General features: G+C 63.3%; 12 protein-coding genes and 1 tRNA gene. 2 read left to right on the top strand and 11 right to left on the bottom strand.

All coding sequences use genetic code 11. From position 1 onward, the window contains the following. Position 1: 1 nt before the first annotated feature. Together SO156_RS33000 and SO156_RS32995 are read left to right on the top strand one after the other, a co-directional pair. Positions 2 to 181: a hypothetical protein gene (locus SO156_RS33000; RefSeq protein WP_498537676.1), complete on the top strand. Its 180-nt coding sequence runs from the start codon at positions 2 to 4 to the stop codon at positions 179 to 181. Positions 182 to 463: 282 nt separating this feature from the next. Further along, positions 464 to 883: a hypothetical protein gene (locus tag SO156_RS32995; protein WP_498537675.1), complete on the top strand. Its 420-nt coding sequence runs from the start codon at positions 464 to 466 to the stop codon at positions 881 to 883. A 70-nt stretch (positions 884 to 953) separates the two neighbouring features. Here SO156_RS32995 and SO156_RS32990 read toward each other — a convergent pair. From SO156_RS32990 to SO156_RS32940, 11 genes are all read right to left on the bottom strand, one after another. Next, a tRNA-Arg gene (locus tag SO156_RS32990) sits at positions 954 to 1,030 on the bottom strand. Positions 1,031 to 1,088: 58 nt separating this feature from the next. Then, entirely contained in the window at positions 1,089 to 2,144 is a 1,056-nt protein-coding gene (locus SO156_RS32985; RefSeq protein ID WP_498537674.1) for a GGDEF domain-containing protein, read from the bottom strand. A gap of 2 nt (positions 2,145 to 2,146) precedes the next feature. Then, positions 2,147 to 5,257 carry a bifunctional diguanylate cyclase/phosphodiesterase gene (locus tag SO156_RS32980; protein WP_498537673.1) on the bottom strand — a complete coding sequence of 1,037 codons (3,111 nt, stop codon included), beginning with the start codon at positions 5,255 to 5,257 and terminating at the stop codon, positions 2,147 to 2,149. A 202-nt stretch (positions 5,258 to 5,459) separates the two neighbouring features. After that, complete coding sequence (locus tag SO156_RS32975) at positions 5,460 to 6,530, bottom strand: branched-chain amino acid ABC transporter permease (protein WP_458150765.1); 1,071 nt, start codon at positions 6,528 to 6,530, stop codon at positions 5,460 to 5,462. Then, the gene (locus SO156_RS32970) at positions 6,527 to 7,537 is read right to left on the bottom strand and encodes a branched-chain amino acid ABC transporter permease (protein WP_458150764.1); all 1,011 of its coding nucleotides are present in this window, start codon (positions 7,535 to 7,537) and stop codon (positions 6,527 to 6,529) included. Before SO156_RS32970 ends, SO156_RS32975 begins: the two co-directional genes overlap by 4 nt. After that, positions 7,534 to 8,256, bottom strand: coding sequence for an ABC transporter ATP-binding protein (locus SO156_RS32965; protein WP_458150763.1), 723 nt, complete (start codon positions 8,254 to 8,256; stop codon positions 7,534 to 7,536). Before SO156_RS32965 ends, SO156_RS32970 begins: the two co-directional genes overlap by 4 nt. After that, on the bottom strand, positions 8,253 to 9,029 hold the full coding sequence (locus tag SO156_RS32960) for an ABC transporter ATP-binding protein (protein ID WP_498537672.1): 777 nt from the start codon (positions 9,027 to 9,029) through the stop codon (positions 8,253 to 8,255). The genes SO156_RS32965 and SO156_RS32960 overlap by 4 nt, the downstream gene beginning before the upstream one ends. Before the next feature lie 170 nt (positions 9,030 to 9,199). Next, on the bottom strand, positions 9,200 to 10,396 hold the full coding sequence (locus SO156_RS32955; protein WP_458150761.1) for a substrate-binding domain-containing protein: 1,197 nt from the start codon (positions 10,394 to 10,396) through the stop codon (positions 9,200 to 9,202). Positions 10,397 to 10,720: 324 nt separating this feature from the next. After that, positions 10,721 to 12,457, bottom strand: coding sequence for a putative bifunctional diguanylate cyclase/phosphodiesterase (locus SO156_RS32950; protein ID WP_458150760.1), 1,737 nt, complete (start codon positions 12,455 to 12,457; stop codon positions 10,721 to 10,723). A gap of 221 nt (positions 12,458 to 12,678) precedes the next feature. Next, entirely contained in the window at positions 12,679 to 13,641 is a 963-nt protein-coding gene (locus SO156_RS32945; protein ID WP_498537671.1) for a sensor histidine kinase, read from the bottom strand. 382 nt (positions 13,642 to 14,023) lie between these two features. Further along, the gene (locus SO156_RS32940) at positions 14,024 to 15,400 is read right to left on the bottom strand and encodes a cytochrome P450 (RefSeq protein WP_498537670.1); all 1,377 of its coding nucleotides are present in this window, start codon (positions 15,398 to 15,400) and stop codon (positions 14,024 to 14,026) included. Positions 15,401 to 15,427: the final 27 nt, after the last annotated feature.

Below are 15,427 nucleotides of genomic sequence, written 5' to 3'. Positions count from 1 at the left end.
CATGAGACCAGTGATCAAGCTCGCGGTCGGCTTCGGGATCATCGCCGCAGCCTGGATACCCTATAGCTTTACGACCCGGTACGACATTCCATTTGGTGAGGTGATCATCGGCTTCGCCGGCAGTGCCGTCGGCGCGGTCATGATTCTCATCGCTCTCGTGCAGGGCCTCAGGGCGGATTAGCGAAGCGCAATCCGCCCTTCCGCAGCCAAGCGGCAGCACTCCGCGCGCATCCGCGGTTGCTTTGTCGGGAAAAATCGTAGAGTGGCGCGCCACGGACGATGAAGATGGGCACTATTGCCTCGCCGTGGCGCTTTGATGTTGCAACCCGCGAAGCGCTGAGATCGGCAAGCACGCGAAGCCCCGCGATCTTACGCTACGCGTCATGCGCTCCCCGGTATCGCAGGGTGGTTCGTGTACCCTTCGACAGCGTTCCTTTTCGATCAGTCCGGGGATCGACGTGATATGCCGACTGTTGACAATTCCGACCTGAACCTCTGTAAGTCCGCCGACGTCAAAATACGGATATTCGCCTTCGTAGAGCGTGCGTCCATGACATCAAAGTTGGATCTATGGCCTTTGCTGCCCTGGCTTTTCCTTGCTTGGGTGGGCGGTGCCTTTGTGGCCATCGCCGGACTAGCAATTGACGAATATCGTAGCCACTTGCCCGAGCGCCCGCTTCTATCGGCCGCATGGCAATGCGCGCGAATCGGCATCTTTTTCACGATCTACCTTATCGGCTCGGAGGTTTATTCCCACGAACTCATATCGCTGAGTTCATTTGTTCTCACAGTAGTGGGGACAATCTTGGTTCTAGTCGGGACGGAGTGGCTGACGGCCCGTGAACGGAAAGCCGATGATGATACACCCCCCGGCGCAAGTTGACGCATGCAGCGACCAGCGGCTCAGTGTTCGGCGCGCCCCTTCGCCAGCAATTTCGGATTAAATCGTGGAATGGCGCACCCGACACGATTCGAACGTGTGACCTTTGCCTTCGGAGGGCAACGCTCTATCCAGCTGAGCTACGGGTGCAGCGAGGCCTCATTTAGCTGATTGCCGCGGGGTCGGCAACCTCCGCTCGACGCCTGTGTCAGGCCCGGCCGGACCGGCGCGCCGCCTGGGCCGGAACCTCCCGGATCCCGCGATCGGGGCGGGCGAATTCGGCCAGCATGGCTTCGGCGGAGATGACGCGATTGCGGCCCAGCCGTTTGGCGGCATAGAGCGCCTGGTCGGCTGCTCCGAGCAGCCGGTCCGGGCGGTTATCGCGCTCGCCGGGGACGTGGCTTGCGACGCCGATGCTGAGCGTGACGTGTTCGCCGGCGCCTTCCGCGCCGTGGGTAATCCCCAAGCCCATGACCGCGCAGCGGATCTGCTCGGCGAGGGCGCAGGCGGCCTCGCAACTCATCTCCGGCAGGATCATCGCGAATTCCTCGCCGCCATAGCGGGTCGCAAGGTCCAGCGGGCGCACGGCGTGGCTGCGGACGACATTGGCGACCGCGCGCAGGCATTCGTCGCCGGTCTGGTGGCCGTGCAGGTCGTTGAACAGCTTGAAATGGTCGACGTCGACGAACAGCAGCGAGAGCGGCAGCTGCGTCCGCTGTGCGCGCGACCATTCGGTCATCAGCATCTGGTCGAAGGAGCGGCGATTGGAGAGCCCGGTCAGCCCGTCCTTGCTGGCGAGCTCCTTCAGCGCCATCTCGGCGCGCTTCTGGTCGGTCAGGTCGCGCAGGGTTTCGACCACCGCGATCAGATTGCCGGCCTCGTCGTGGATCGGTCCGGCGTCGATCGCGAGATAGAGCTGATTACCGAGCTTCGGCATCATGCACCAGTTCTCGGCGCCGAAGCCGAGCCCGTTATGCCCGCGGGCGGCGTATTCGGAATAGAGTTCCGGCAGCTGCTCGGGCAGGTCGAGCGCGACGAGATCGGCAAGACAATAGCGCTTCGTCTCGTAGAAGGCCTGCCAGTGCTTGCTCGTGCCGATCACTTCGGAGGCGGCAACGCCGGTCAGGCGCTCGCAGGCACGATTCCAGATCACGACGCGACGCTTGGGGTCGATCACGAAGGTCGGAACGACCAGATGCTGCATCAGCCGCACGGCATAGGAATGCGCAACATCGAAATGTCTGGGAGAGGCGGGCTTCGCCATCTTCAGGCCACCGCCGCCACTTGCGCGCTGCGCGGCCTGAACAGTTTTCGCACCTCGCCCGCAGCCTTCGGCGCGCTGAACAGATAGCCCTGCATCTCCGTGCAACCGAGGGCGCGCAGCATCTCGCGCTGCGCCTCGGTCTCGACGCCTTCGGCGACGGTGGTCATGTTGCTGGCGCTGGCGATGTTGACCACGGCCTGAACGATGACGGGCGCGCCGCCCTTCTCCGCGATGTCTGCGACGAAGCAGCGGTCGATCTTGATCTTGTCGAACGGGAAGCGCTTCAGATAGCTCAGCGAGGAGTAGCCGGTGCCGAAATCGTCGAGGGCGATGCGCACGCCGATCGAGCGGAGCTGATGCAGGATCGCGAGCGCGGCCTCGTCATCGCGGATCAGCACGGCCTCGGTGATCTCGAGCTCGAGGCGGCACGGATCGAGGCCGGAGGCGGCGAGCGCGCCGGCAATCTTCAGAGCCAAGGTCTCGCATTTGAGCTGCACCGGCGACACGTTGACGGCAAGCCGCACATGCCGGGGCCAGCTTGCGGCCTCGGTACAGGCCGTGCGCAGCACCCAGTCGCCGAGCTCGTTGATCAGGCCGGTGTCCTCGGCCACGGGAATGAACTCGGCCGGAGAGACCATGCCGCGTTCGGGGTGACGCCAGCGCAGCAGCGCCTCGCAGCCGGAGACCTCGCCGGAGCGCAAGTTCACCAGCGGCTGATAGTGAAGCTCGAAGCCGCCATCGACCAGGGTCTGACGCAGGTCCTGCTCCATGGCAAGTCGCGCCTTGGCGCAGGCATCCATCGCCGGCACGAAGAAGCGATAGGTGCGGCGTCCCTCCGCCTTGGCACCGTACATCGCGAGGTCGGCATTCTTGATGAGCTGGTCGAGATCGGTGCCGTCCTGGGGCGCCAGCGCGATGCCGATCGAGGCATCGGTCGATAGCTGATGGCCGAGACAATGGCAGGGCCGCCGGATCGCCTCGTGGATTCGCGTCACGAAGGCCAGCACGTCTGCGGCTGTCTGGATCCCCGTCTGGATCACCGCGAACTCGTCGCCGCCGAGCCGCGCGATCAGGTCGCCTGGCTTGAGGCAGGTGCGGATGCGGGCCGCGACCGCTTTCAACAGCTCGTCGCCGACATGATGGCCGAGCGAATCGTTGATGCCCTTGAACTCGTCGACGTCGATATAAAGCAGCGCGAACTGCTCGCCGCCAGCGACCTTTTCGAGCTCGCGCTCGATCTGCTCTCGGAACAGCACCCGGTTCGGCAGGTCGGTCAGCGCATCGTAATGCGCCAGATGCGCGATCTTCTCGTCGGCGCGTCGACGCTCGGTCACGTCCTCGATGACGTTGATGATGTAGCGGGGCTCGCCGGCCTTGTCGGGGATGCCGATGCGCTTGGAGATGACGTAGCGGTGGCCGCCGGTCCGCGTTTCCCAGGCCTGCTCACCCAGGATCAGGCCCTCGGGCGACTTCAGCAGACTGTCGTCGTCGCGGGTAACGGCCTCGGCGTCTGCCATCGGGAGAATGTCGAAAGCCGTCTTGCCGACGATCGTCGTGCCCGATTCCCCGAACACCTCCTCGGCAATCCGGTTGACCAGCAGATATTGCCGCGTGTGGGCATCCTTCACGGTGATTTGCGAAGGGATATGGTCGATGATCTCGCGCAGGAAAGTGTAGTTGCGGTCGCGCTCCTGCTCGAGATTGCGCCGCTCGGTGATCTCCTCGATCGTGGCGACCCATCCACCCTGTGCCAGCGGGGTGTTGATGACCTGGAAGGCACGGCCGTTCGAGAACTCATGGATCCTCGTGGAGACCCTGCCCTCGGCGACGATCTTCATGACGCTGGCGCAAAACTCCTCGACATTGCCGTCGAACGTCCCGCGCTCCTTGCGATGATACATCGCCTCATGGATGTGGCAGCCGGGCTTGATGACATCAGGGGACAGGCCGAACATGTCGGCATAGCGCCGATTGCAGGTGACGATGTGTCCAGTGGCGTCGTAGAGGATCAGGCCTTGCGACATGTTGTTCAGGGCGGTGTCGAGCCGCAGCCTTTCGGACTCGATCCGCGCTTGCGTCTCGCGATTTTGGCCGCTGATCTGGCGGATGATGAAATAGAGGATGAGTGCGATGATCGTCGCCACCAGCGTGGCCGTGATGATCAAGAAGCGGGTTTGCTCCCGCCAGTCCGCAAGCGCCGATTCCATCGTATTGGTTGCGATGATGATGATCGGGAAATGCACGAGCGGCGCGCCGGCGCCCAGGCGTCCCTGACCGTCGATCGGACTTTTCTCGATCCGCACCGTCTGCCGGCCGCCCTCGGCTGCGATCTTCTGCAACAACGGCGCTTTGGCGTAGCTCTTTCCGATCAGCTCGTCGACGTGCGGATAGCGCGCCAGCATCGTTCCGCTGCGGTCGAACAGCGAGATGGCCGCGCCGCTCCCGAGCACGACGGAGGAGAAATATTTCTGATAGCTCGCAGGATCGATCCGGCGCACCATGATCCCGAGGAGCTCGCCTTGCGGGCTCGTCAGCCGGCGCGCCACCACCGTGGTCCATTTGCCGATGATCAGGCTGCGCACGCTCTCGAGCAGCACCGGCTCGGACTGAGGGTTGGATTTGAACGTCTGGAAATAAGCCCGTGACGAGATGTTGACCTTCGGCAGCGGTTCGTTTCGCGACCAGTTGATGAGGTCGCCGTTGGTGTCATAGATCGCGATGTCGCCGAGATAGTTCACGGCACTGATCTTGTTCGCAAGCATGCGATGGGCTTCATCGCTCGACATGCGCTCGCGGAAGATCTCGGGCGAGGCGATGTCCGGCAGGTTCATCTGCGTGATCAGATCGACGGCGACGGTCTCGGAATCTTCGAACTGCTGATCGAAATGGCGAGTCAGCAGGAGGACTGTGTTCTCCAGCTCGCGTTCGTTATTGACGAGCGCGCGCTCGCGGAAGTCGCCGATCACCACGGTGGTGACGACGAAGATGCCGGCCACCAGCAGCGCGCCGCACAGTGTCAGCCACAGCACGGGTCCGCGCCGTACGGCAGCGTCCCAGCCGCCCTTTGCGGCCGCGAATATTCTGCTCGTGATCGTGGACGACATCCGGCGCATTCCCCCTCCCCTGGGGAATAGGCTTACTGTGCACAAATGGCCCAAACCTTAGGAAAGCCGGTTACCCAAGCTTTAATCGGTTACCACAAGGCCTTAGCCGGTTTGGCAAGCGTTGAATCATGCGCCGTCGCTTCAAGGTTGCGCGCTGCACAGACGAAGCCGGCGCAGCCGCATCGTTAATGACAGCTTAACCCGTGAGGTGTCACGCCTTCTTCGCGCCCGCATTGCGCAGACGTCCGACCACGCCGGTCGGAAAGAAGTAAACGCTGGCAATGAAGAGCAGCCCGAGCCACAGCAGCCAGCGATCCGGGTGCAACAGGCCCGGCAGCAGCGGCAGGCCGGCGTCGGCCGCGGCCTTCGAGGCAACGCCCATCAGTGACTGCAGATAGTTTTGCGCGAGGATGAAGATGGTCGCACCGATGATCGCGCCGTAGATCGTGCCCATGCCGCCGATCACGACCATCAGAAGAATATCCAGCATGATCGAGAAGCTCAGCGACGTGTCGGGTCCGGCGTAGCGCAGCCAGAGCGCGTTCAAGACGCCGGCACTGGCGGCGACCAGAGCGGCCAGGCAATTGGCGTAGGTGAGATGGAACACGGTGCGGAAGCCGAGTGCCTCGGCGCGAAACCGGTTCTCGCGGATCGCCTGAAGCACGCGGCCGAACGGCGAGTTCACCACGCGCAGCAGCGCGAGGATCATCAGGGCCGACGCAATGAAGACGAGGTAGAAGGTCAGGGTCCGGCCATTGAACTCGAAGCCTGCAAGACTCTTCGGGATCAGCACGGTGCCGGGCCGCAGCAATTCCGGCAATTGAAAGCTGCGCCCGTCTTCGCCTCCGGTGAGCCAGGAGAGCTGCGAGGCCAGCACCTGGAAGGCCGAGGCGACCGCAAGCGTGATCATGGCAAAGAAGATCGCCGCGACCCGCAGCGAGAACAATCCGATCGCAAGCGCCAGCAGCGCCGCGAGCGGCAGGCCAACGACGATGCCGGTTGCCACCGCGCCCCAGTTCGGCCCCATGGAATAGAGCGCGATCGCGATCGCGTAGCTGCCGATGCCGTAGAACATCGTGTGGGCGAACGACACCGAGCCGGTGTAGCCGAGCAGCAGGTCGTAGGAGGCGACCAAGGCGGCAAAGATGCAGATCTTGGCCGCAACGTTCATCGCTTTCGCGCCGGGAAACAGATAGGGCGTTGCCGCCAGCGCCAGGATGATGACGACGAGAATGAGGGTGAGAACGCGGCTCCGCGGCGGGTCGCCTGACAGGATCATCATCGGCTGGTCACCGCGTAGAGCCCGCGCGGCCGCCACATCAAAACGGCGACCATCAACAGGATGTTGGACACGAGGGCGAGTTTCGGCACCAGGAAGCCGCCGTAATTGGCGACCATCGCGACCAGAAGCGCGCCGATGAAGCAGCCGCCGATCGAGCCCAACCCGCCGATGATGACGACGATGAAGATCAGCACGGTGAGATCGTCGCTCATGGAGGCATGGACCTGCTCGCGATACAGCGCCCACATCACGCCGCCGAGGCCGGCAAGCGCCGAACCCGTCATGAACACGCCGAGGAACAGGCGGCGGATGCGATAGCCGAGCGCCTCCACCATCTCGCGGTTCTCGACGCCGGCGCGGATCAGGAGCCCGAGCTTGCTGCGGTTGAGCACGAGCTGGATCGCGATGAAGACGACGAGGCCGACCAGCATCGCGAGCAGTCGGTATTTTGCGATCGCGACATCGCCGATGATGAACGAGCCGCGCAGTGAGGTCGGCAGCGGCAGCGGGATGATCTGTGGGCCCCACACGGCATAAAGCGTCTGCTCGGCGACGATCAGGCCGCCGGTCGTCATCAAAATCTGCTTCAGGTGCTGGCCGTAGACGGGGAGGATCAAGACGCGCTCGACGACGAGGCCGAGCGCGCCGGACACCGCCATAGAAAGCAGCGCGGCAGGCGCCAGCACCGCGAGGTTCATCAGAAGCGAATCCGCCTGCATCGCGGCCGCGAACGGCAGCAGGATGAGCGTCGCCACATAGGCGCCGACGGCGATGAAGGCGCCGTGGCCGAAATTGAGCACGTCCATCAGGCCGAACACCAGCGTCAGCCCTGAGGCCATGATGAAGATCATCATGCCCATGGCGAGGCTCGCGACGGTCAGCGTCAGCCAGGAGCTGGTCGAACCGACGAAGGGGATCATGGCGAGTGCGAGCGCAATCGGCAGCAGGATCGGCGCGATGTCGCGCTTGGGCTTCGGCAGCGGATCGGTTGCGGCAAGGTCTGTCACTGATGCGCCTCCAGGCTCAGGCCGAGCAGCCGCTCCTGGAGCGGCACGTCGGCGGCGAGCGCCGCCATCTCACCGCGATGGACGATGGTGCCGTTGTCCATCACCAGCACATTGTCGCCGAGCTCGCGGGCGGCAAAGAAATTCTGTTCGACCAGGAGAATCGTCGCGCCCTTGCGCTTGATCTCCTTCAGGCACTCGATCAGCGCCATGACGATGGCGGGAGCCAGGCCTTTGGTTGGCTCGTCGATCAACAGAAGCTTGCGCGGCTCGATGATGGCGCGCGCAATCGAGAGCATCTGCTTCTGCCCGCCCGAGAGACTGCCGGCGCGCGACAGCCAGAAGCGGCGCAGCGCCGGGAAGAAGCCAAAGATCCAGTCGAGCTGGGCGTCGTTGAGCGGGCCGTCACGCGCCGCCAGCACCAGGTTCTCCTTCACCGTGAGGTCGGAGAACACCGCCATGCTTTCCGGCACGTAGCCGACGCCGAGCCGGGCGATATCTGGCGTGGCGCGGCCCTCGATGCGTTCGCCGGCGAGACTGATCTCGCCCCTGGAGGCCTGCCACAGGCCCATGATGGTGCGCAGCGTCGTGGTCTTGCCGGCGCCGTTGCGCCCGAGCAGCATGGTGGTCTGGCCCTGGGCGACCACGAGGTCGATGCCCTGGAGGATGTGATAGCGCCCGATATGGGTATGCACGCCGGAAAGTCTTAAAAGCTCAGTCATGCCGCGCCCTCTGCAGCTTTCTTGGGTGCGACGCCGAGATAGGCTTCCTGCACGATGGGGGAAGCGATCACCTCGGCCGGCGGCCCGTCGGCGACGAGTTGCCCGTTATGCAGCACGATGATGCGGTCGGCGAGCGAGCGCACCACGTCCATCTTGTGCTCGACCAGGAGGATGATCTTGCTCCTGTCCTGCTTGAGCTGTGCGATGAGATTGAGCACGACAGGCACCTCGTCGATGCTCATGCCCGCGGTCGGCTCGTCGAACATGAAGACCTTCGGCTCCAGCGCGATCATCAGCGCGACCTCGAGCTTGCGCTGGTCGCCATGCGAGAGCGCAGTTGCGGCGACGCCGCGGCGGCCACCGAGCGCGACCTGGTCGAGGATGCTGTCCGCGCGCGCGATCAGGTCGCGCCGGACCATCCAGGGCCGCAGCATGTCATAGTGAGTGCCGTCCGCGGCTTGCACCGCGAGACGGACATTCTCTTCCACCGTCAGGTTCGGGAACAGGTTGGTAAGCTGGAAGGCGCGACCCAGGCCAGCACGGGTGCGGAGCGGCGCCGAGTGCTGCGTGATATCGGTGCCGTCGAACAAAATGCTGCCGCTCGACGCGCGCAACTGGCCCGAGATCAGGTTGAAATAGGTGGTCTTGCCGGCGCCGTTCGGCCCGACGATGGCGGTGAGCTCGCCCGGGCGGAAGCTGCAGCTCACATTGTTGACCGCGACGTGGCCGCCAAAGCGGATGGTCAGGTCGCGAGTTTCGAGAGTCAGCGTCATTGGCAATCTAGCGAATGATAGGGTTGGGACGCATCCACGATCACACTGCGCTCCCTCCCCCGCTTGCGGGGGAGGGTTGGGGAGAGGGTGTTTCCGCAGGCGAGAACCCCCAAGAGGACAGAACCCTCTCCCGGCCTCTCCCGCAAGCGGGAGAGGTGAAGCAGGAAAAATCAGCGCTTGTTGCGAATCGGAACGTTCATGTCCTCGATCTTCAGCTCGCGCACCGGCTCGAGGATGGCCCAGGCGACGTTCGGATCGACCTTGACCTTGAAGTGATACATGCTCTGGAGCGCCTGATGGTCTTCCTTGCGGAACACCATCTTGCCCTTCGGCGTATCAAACTCCATGCCTTCCATCGCCGTGATCAGCTTCTCGGTGTCGGTCGATTTCGCCTTGTTGACGGCGGCGACGACGGACATCGCAGCGGCAAAGCCGCCCGCGGTGAAGAAGTCCGGCGGCGCGTTGAAGCGCTTCTGGTGCTCGGCCACCAGCCAGTCGTTCACCGGGTTCTTCGGAATGTCATAGTAGTAGTAGGTCGCGCCTTCCATGCCGGGCAGCGCCTTGTAGGCCGCGAGCGCCGGCAGGATGTTGCCGCCGGTAGAGAGCTCGATGCCGTAGCGCTTCGGATCCATGTCCTGGAGCTTGGCCAGCGGATTGCCGGCGCCGGCCCAGATCACCCAGATCACCTTGCGGCCCGGCTTGTCCTTCAGCGCGTCGAACAAGCGCTGGCCAACCGCGGTGAAGTCGGTGGTCGAGGTCGGGGCGTATTCTTCCGCGGCTAACGTCGCACCGGTCTTGGCCAGCGCCTCCTTGAAGGCGGCGACGCCGTCGCGGCCGAAGGCGTAGTCCTGCGCCAGCGTCGCGACGGTGACGCCCGGCTTGCCGATCGCGACCGCGTTGGAGATCGCGTCCTGCGAGGAGTTGCGCGCGGTACGGAAGATGTAGCGATTCCACTTCTCGCCGGTAATCTGGTCCGCAACCGCAGGCTCGACGATCAAAATCTTCTTGTTCTCTTCGGCAACTGGCAGGATCGCGAGCGCCGCGGCCGACGACGTCGTGCCGATCGCGATATCGACCTTGTCGTCCTGATAGGCCTCGGCGAGCGCGGCCTTGGCAAGATCCGGCTTGCCCTGGTCGTCCTTGGTAATGATGACGATCTTGCGACCGTCTAGCGTCATCGTACCCTTGGTGGCGTATTCAAAACCCATTTGCAGGCCGGTCTCGGTCTGCTTGGCGTAAGCCTCCAGCGGTCCGGTCTTGCCGTAGATCAGCGCGACCTTGAGATCATCTGCGCGCGCTGTGGTGGCCGCGGCGAGGCCAAGAATCGTTGTTGCTATGGTTGTTGTTATGATGACCGATAAACGCAAGATGGTCCCTCCTGTTTCATTTTGTTGGGCAATAGCGGTTTGCACAGCGCGGCGAACATTGCAATTCAACCTTCCGCCCAACACCGCGCATGCAAGGTCTGCGTCATTTCTAAGCCTGCCGCGCGCTGCGCCATGGTCGCCTCAGAACGTTGTCCTGGACAGCGCAGCGCTGTCCCGTAGCGGAGCGCAGATCCACGACCCATTACTCCAGGGAGTGGTTTGGCGAAGACTCGTGGTCACCGCCTTTCGCTCCACAACGCCTCGCTCGGGTGATGGGTCCTGGCATTCGCTAGGACGACACGGAGAATGTTGCGCGCTTGCGCCCTACCGCCGGTATCCACCCGCCCGCGAATAGCCCTGCCGGTTCTGCTGCGCCGGGCGGCTTGCGATGCTGACGCGGGCTTCGCTGGCCGAGGGCGTTGCGAGCTTCAGCTCCTCCAGGAAGATCGGGCGGGCGAAATAATAGCCCTGCGCGTAGCGGATCTTGGTCGCGGCCTGGAGATAGGCCAGCTCCTCATAGGATTCGAGGCCTTCGGCGATGACCGTCATGCCCAGCGCTTCGCTCAAGGATTCGATCGCGCGCAAGATGCCCTGGCTGCGCGGACGTTTATGGATGTCGGTGATGAAGGAGCGATCGATCTTGATCTCGTCGGCGGTGATGTCGGCAAGCGCCGAGAGCGAGGAAAAGCCGATGCCGAAATCGTCGATGGAGATGCCGACGCCAAGTTTACGGAACATCGGCAGGATCTCGGACTGAAAGAGATTCGTGGCGACGAAGGCGTCCTCCGTCACTTCGATCATGAAGCGTTTCGGGAAGCCGGTCTCGTCCAGCGCCCGCGCAAAAGAGCGCATGAATTCGGGATTGCCCGCCTGCTTGGCGGCGACGTTGATGCTGATGCTGGCGTCCGCGCCAAAAGTGTCGTTGATCAGGTCGATGGACCTCACGATCTCGGCCAGCACGAGATGGGTGAGATCGTCGATCAGCCCGAGCTCGACCGCGAGGTTGATGAACGAGCCCGGCGCCTGGATCACACCCTCGTCGTCGCGCAGGCGCACCAAGGCCTCGATGCCCTTTACCGCCTGCGTGCGGATGTCGACCTTGGACTGGAAAGCGCAGCAGAAGCGCTTCTCGAGGATGGCGAGCCGCAGCGACTGCTCGATCTTCATGCGCGCGAGCGCCTCGCGCTCCATGCCGGAATCGAAGAACGCGGCGGAGCCCTTGCCATCGTTCTTGATGCGGTACATCGCGATGTCGGCATTCTGGCGCAGCACCTCGAAGGAGCGGCCGTGATCGGGATAGAGGCTGACGCCGACCGAGGTTGAGGCGAAGATTTCGGAGGAGTCGATGAAGAAGGGCGCAGTGAGGCGCTTCAGCGTCGCCTGGATGAATTCGGCGACCTCCTCTTCGCTCTTGATCGGCGAGAGCAGCAGCAGGAATTCGTCGCCCGAGATCCGCGACAGCATGTCGGTCTCGCGCAGGTCGCGGCCGAGCCGCTTCGATAGCTCGACCAGCAGCGCATCGCCGACCGAATGACCGTAATAGTCGTTGATGTGCTTGAAATTGTCGATGTCGAGGAAGGCGAGTGCAAAACGCTCGCCGCTGCCCTCGCGCGCCAGAATGCCGTTGGCGCGATGCTCGATCACGCGCCGGGAGGGCAGGCCGGTGAGCTCGTCGAAGTAGGCCGAGCGAAACAGCTGGTCCTCGAAATTCTTCTGCTCGGTGATGTCGGAGGAGGAGGAGATGAGCAGATCGCGGCCGCCAAGGCGGACCGGGCGATGGGTAGTGAGCAGGACCTGGCGCGCGGTGCCGTTATGGACGGATTCCTCGGCCACCACCGGCTGGCCGGCCTGCATCGCCTGCTGGCAGGCTTCCCGGCGCTGGCTCAGGTCTGGCGTCGGCCGGCTGCCATCCATGCCGAGATGGCGGGCGGCGGCATCGTTAACCAGAATAAGGTCGCCGCGGGCGTCCTGCACGGTCACGCCGACAGGCAGCATTCTAACGATTTCCTTGAGAAATCCGAGCTCGGCATCAGGCGCGCCGGAGTATTTGCTGTCGCTCATAGAATTCATGAATCTTGTTGTTCGGACGCGGCTTTGTAATGGCGCGATCTTGCCGAAGTCCCTCTTAGTTTTGGTTAAGGGATACGCGGAAATACGGGTGTGGTTTCCACAACCTGTTCGCGCCGGCACGCGCGGCAGCCATCGTCATTAACAGAGTATCAACGGCACGTGCGAAAACTGCGAGGATGCGCGCGGGCTGCTTTCGCTTCGCGGCCGGAGTGTCAGGATTTGGGAATGCGACATTGCATGGTGCAATGAACGCCGCTCTTCAAGTATGAGATCTCGGTCTTGCCGTCGAAGGCGATGAGCGCCGATTTCAATAATTTGGTGCCGAAGCCCGGCGCCGAGACCTTGTCGACGCTGGGTCCTTCGGTTTCGTCCCAGGTGATAGTGAGGCGATCGTCGGAGACGGTCCACGACACCATCAACAGGCCGCGCAAGGCGGAGAAGGCGCCGTATTTGCTCGCGTTGGTGGCGAGCTCATGAAACATCAGCGACAGCGTGACCGCGAGCTTTGCCGGCAGGTACAGCCGCTCGCCGTTCAGCGTGAAGCGGACATGGCCGTAAGGGCCGAGCTCGGAGATCAGAAGGTCGCGGATGTCGCAGCCGGAATTGTCGACCCGCGCGATCAGATCGTCGGTTGCCGCCAGCGACCGCAGCCGTGGATCGATGCGGGCCCAGACCTGCGGCTGGTCATGCAGCACCTGATGCAGCACCGCATGCACGGTTGAGAGCTTGTTCTTCAGCCGGTGCTGCAATTCGTCGACCAGGAGCTTGCGATACTCCTCTTCCTCGATCAGGCGCTTGGAGATACGGCGCTGCTCGATGAGCAGCGAGCGATAGTGCTCGACGCCCCAGATGGTGAGCGCGCTGACGGCCCAGTACAGCACCAGCAGGACAAAGCGCGCGCGGTCGGCATGGACGTCGCCGAAATTGAGGCTGACGCCGAGCACGCCGCCGATCAGCGCGGTGATGACCCCGACGCGCAAGCCGCCGAATGCGGCGGCAAAGAACACGGCTGGAAAATACGGCGTGAAGAAGATGTCCGGCCGTACCTGGGCGAGGCCCCAGCGCACCAGCGTCGCGAGCACGAGACAGATCGCCCCAAAGCCGACGCTGAGCGCCAGCGAAGGCGGCGATATGCCAAGCCAGCCCTTTCGGAATTCCTCGACCAGTTTCATCATCTGCCGTTCAACCGCAAAGCGAACGCGAAAGGCGGGCTGCAAATGAGGGCGATGCAAAGGCCACCTGCGCAAGCATAGCTTGCCCCAGCATTGGCAGGCGGGACTATTGGCCGTTGGAACGGCCACGCGGCGCGGTGCCGGTCAATTGGCCTTAAATCATTCGAAAACAGGAACATCCCACGGGTAGGCTGGAGCGACCAGTGGGAGTCTTTGTCGCTGAAGGTGCCAAAATTGTGATCGCGAGGCGGCGTATACCGGAAGGCGAGGCAGCGAGACACAGCGAAGGAATTAATAGGGTGGGCAAAGCGAAGCGTGCCCACCAATTATCCATCCGCGAGAAGTGGTGGGCACGGCGCTCCGCGCCTTTGCCCACCCTACGAATTCACACCGGTCTCACCACAACCCGCAATCCGTCTCGCGGCTTCGGGATCGGCCACATCTGCCAGTCCGGCTTGTAGCCGGGCTCCAGCGATACCTCGAGGTTCTGCAAAAAGTGCCGCGCAAAGCATTTCGCCTGCATGTAGGCGAAGTGCAGGCCGAGGCACATATGCGCGCCGCCGCCAAAGGGTATCCAGGCGAAGCGGTGGCGGTTGCGCTGCGCGTCCTCGGTGAAGCGAAAAGGATCGAACTGATCCGGCTCCGGCCAGACATCCTTCATATAGTGCGTGTAGAGCGGATTGACGCCGACCGCGGTGCCAGCGGGAATCGGATACCCCTTGAAAGTAAAATCGCGCATGGCACGGCGCGGCATCGACGGCACTGGCGGTCTGATCCGTAGCGTCTCCTTAAACGCCATCTCCGACAGCGGCATTTTTTCCAGATCATCAAAGCCGATGGGCGCGTCGGCGGCCAGCCTGAGCGCAAACACCTCGCTGCGCAGCCTCTGCTGCCAATCGGGGTACGCCGCGAGCGCGCCGATGAAGGATGTCAGCGACGAGGTCAAAGTGTCGTGCGCAGCCATCATCAGGAAGCTCATATGGTCGATGATGTCCTGCTCGGAGAGCAGCGCGCCGTTCTCGTGCGTGGCGTGGCAGAGCTGCGAGAACAGGTCCTCGCCGCCTTCCTTGGCGCGGCGGAGCGGAATCTGTTCGCGGAAATAGGCGACGACACGCTTTCGCCCGGCCACGCCGCGCGCCATCTGCGTGCCCGGCAGCGGTCGGCGGATCGGGGCGACGGAGGCTGCCACCATGTCGGCAAAGGCCCGGTTGATGTCCTCGACCTCCGGTCCGATATCGGCGCCGAGAAACGACGTCGCGGCGAGATCGAGCGTAAGCTGCTTCATTGCCGGGTAAAGCTGCATCACCCCTCGCTTCGCCTTCCATTGCGCAATCCGCGCCGCGATGCCCTTGTCGAGGTCGGTGAGATAGGACTTCATCGGCCCGGATTTGAAGGCTACCGAGAGTGCCTTGCGGTGCAGGCGGTGCTCTTCGAAATCGAGCAGCATCAGGCCGCGCGGGAACAGCAGTTCAAGCACGCGGTTCCAGCCATGGGTCGATGAGAAGAGCTTTTGCTGGTCGAACAGCACGAACTCGTTGGCCTCGGGTCCGAGCAGCATGACGTTGGTCTGGCCAAAAGTGTGGGTGCGATAGACGAGACCGTATTTCGCGGCGCACGCCTCGACATTGCCCTTGGGATCGGCCAGCACCTCGAATGTCTTGCCGATAATCGGCCAACCCTCGTCGCCCGGGATATGCTTCAACTGGTTGCGTTTGGGCGACGCGAAGCCGAGCTCAGGCGAGGCCACATTCTGCATCGACATGCGGTTGCTCCGGTTGGCCGAACGCGC

This window comes from Bradyrhizobium sp. UFLA05-125, from assembly GCF_059803515.1.
The sequence above is the reverse complement of the archived record's forward strand: the minus strand, read 5'-3'. Positions and strand labels throughout refer to the sequence as shown.

What these genes read in the sequence shown, in the direction of transcription:
- SO156_RS33000 (WP_498537676.1), top strand. Translation starts at nt 2, where the DNA reads ATGAGACCAGTGATCAAGCTCGCGGTCGGCTTCGGGATCATCGCCGCA.
- SO156_RS32995 (WP_498537675.1), top strand. Translation starts at nt 464, where the DNA reads ATGCCGACTGTTGACAATTCCGACCTGAACCTCTGTAAGTCCGCCGAC.
- SO156_RS32985 (WP_498537674.1), bottom strand. Translation starts at nt 2,144, where the DNA reads ATGGCGAAGCCCGCCTCTCCCAGACATTTCGATGTTGCGCATTCCTAT.
- SO156_RS32980 (WP_498537673.1), bottom strand. Translation starts at nt 5,257, where the DNA reads ATGCGCCGGATGTCGTCCACGATCACGAGCAGAATATTCGCGGCCGCA.
- SO156_RS32975 (WP_458150765.1), bottom strand. Translation starts at nt 6,530, where the DNA reads ATGATGATCCTGTCAGGCGACCCGCCGCGGAGCCGCGTTCTCACCCTC.
- SO156_RS32965 (WP_458150763.1), bottom strand. Translation starts at nt 8,256, where the DNA reads ATGACTGAGCTTTTAAGACTTTCCGGCGTGCATACCCATATCGGGCGC.
- SO156_RS32960 (WP_498537672.1), bottom strand. Translation starts at nt 9,029, where the DNA reads ATGACGCTGACTCTCGAAACTCGCGACCTGACCATCCGCTTTGGCGGC.
- SO156_RS32950 (WP_458150760.1), bottom strand. Translation starts at nt 12,457, where the DNA reads ATGAGCGACAGCAAATACTCCGGCGCGCCTGATGCCGAGCTCGGATTT.
- SO156_RS32945 (WP_498537671.1), bottom strand. Translation starts at nt 13,641, where the DNA reads ATGATGAAACTGGTCGAGGAATTCCGAAAGGGCTGGCTTGGCATATCG.
- SO156_RS32940 (WP_498537670.1), bottom strand. Translation starts at nt 15,400, where the DNA reads ATGTCGATGCAGAATGTGGCCTCGCCTGAGCTCGGCTTCGCGTCGCCC.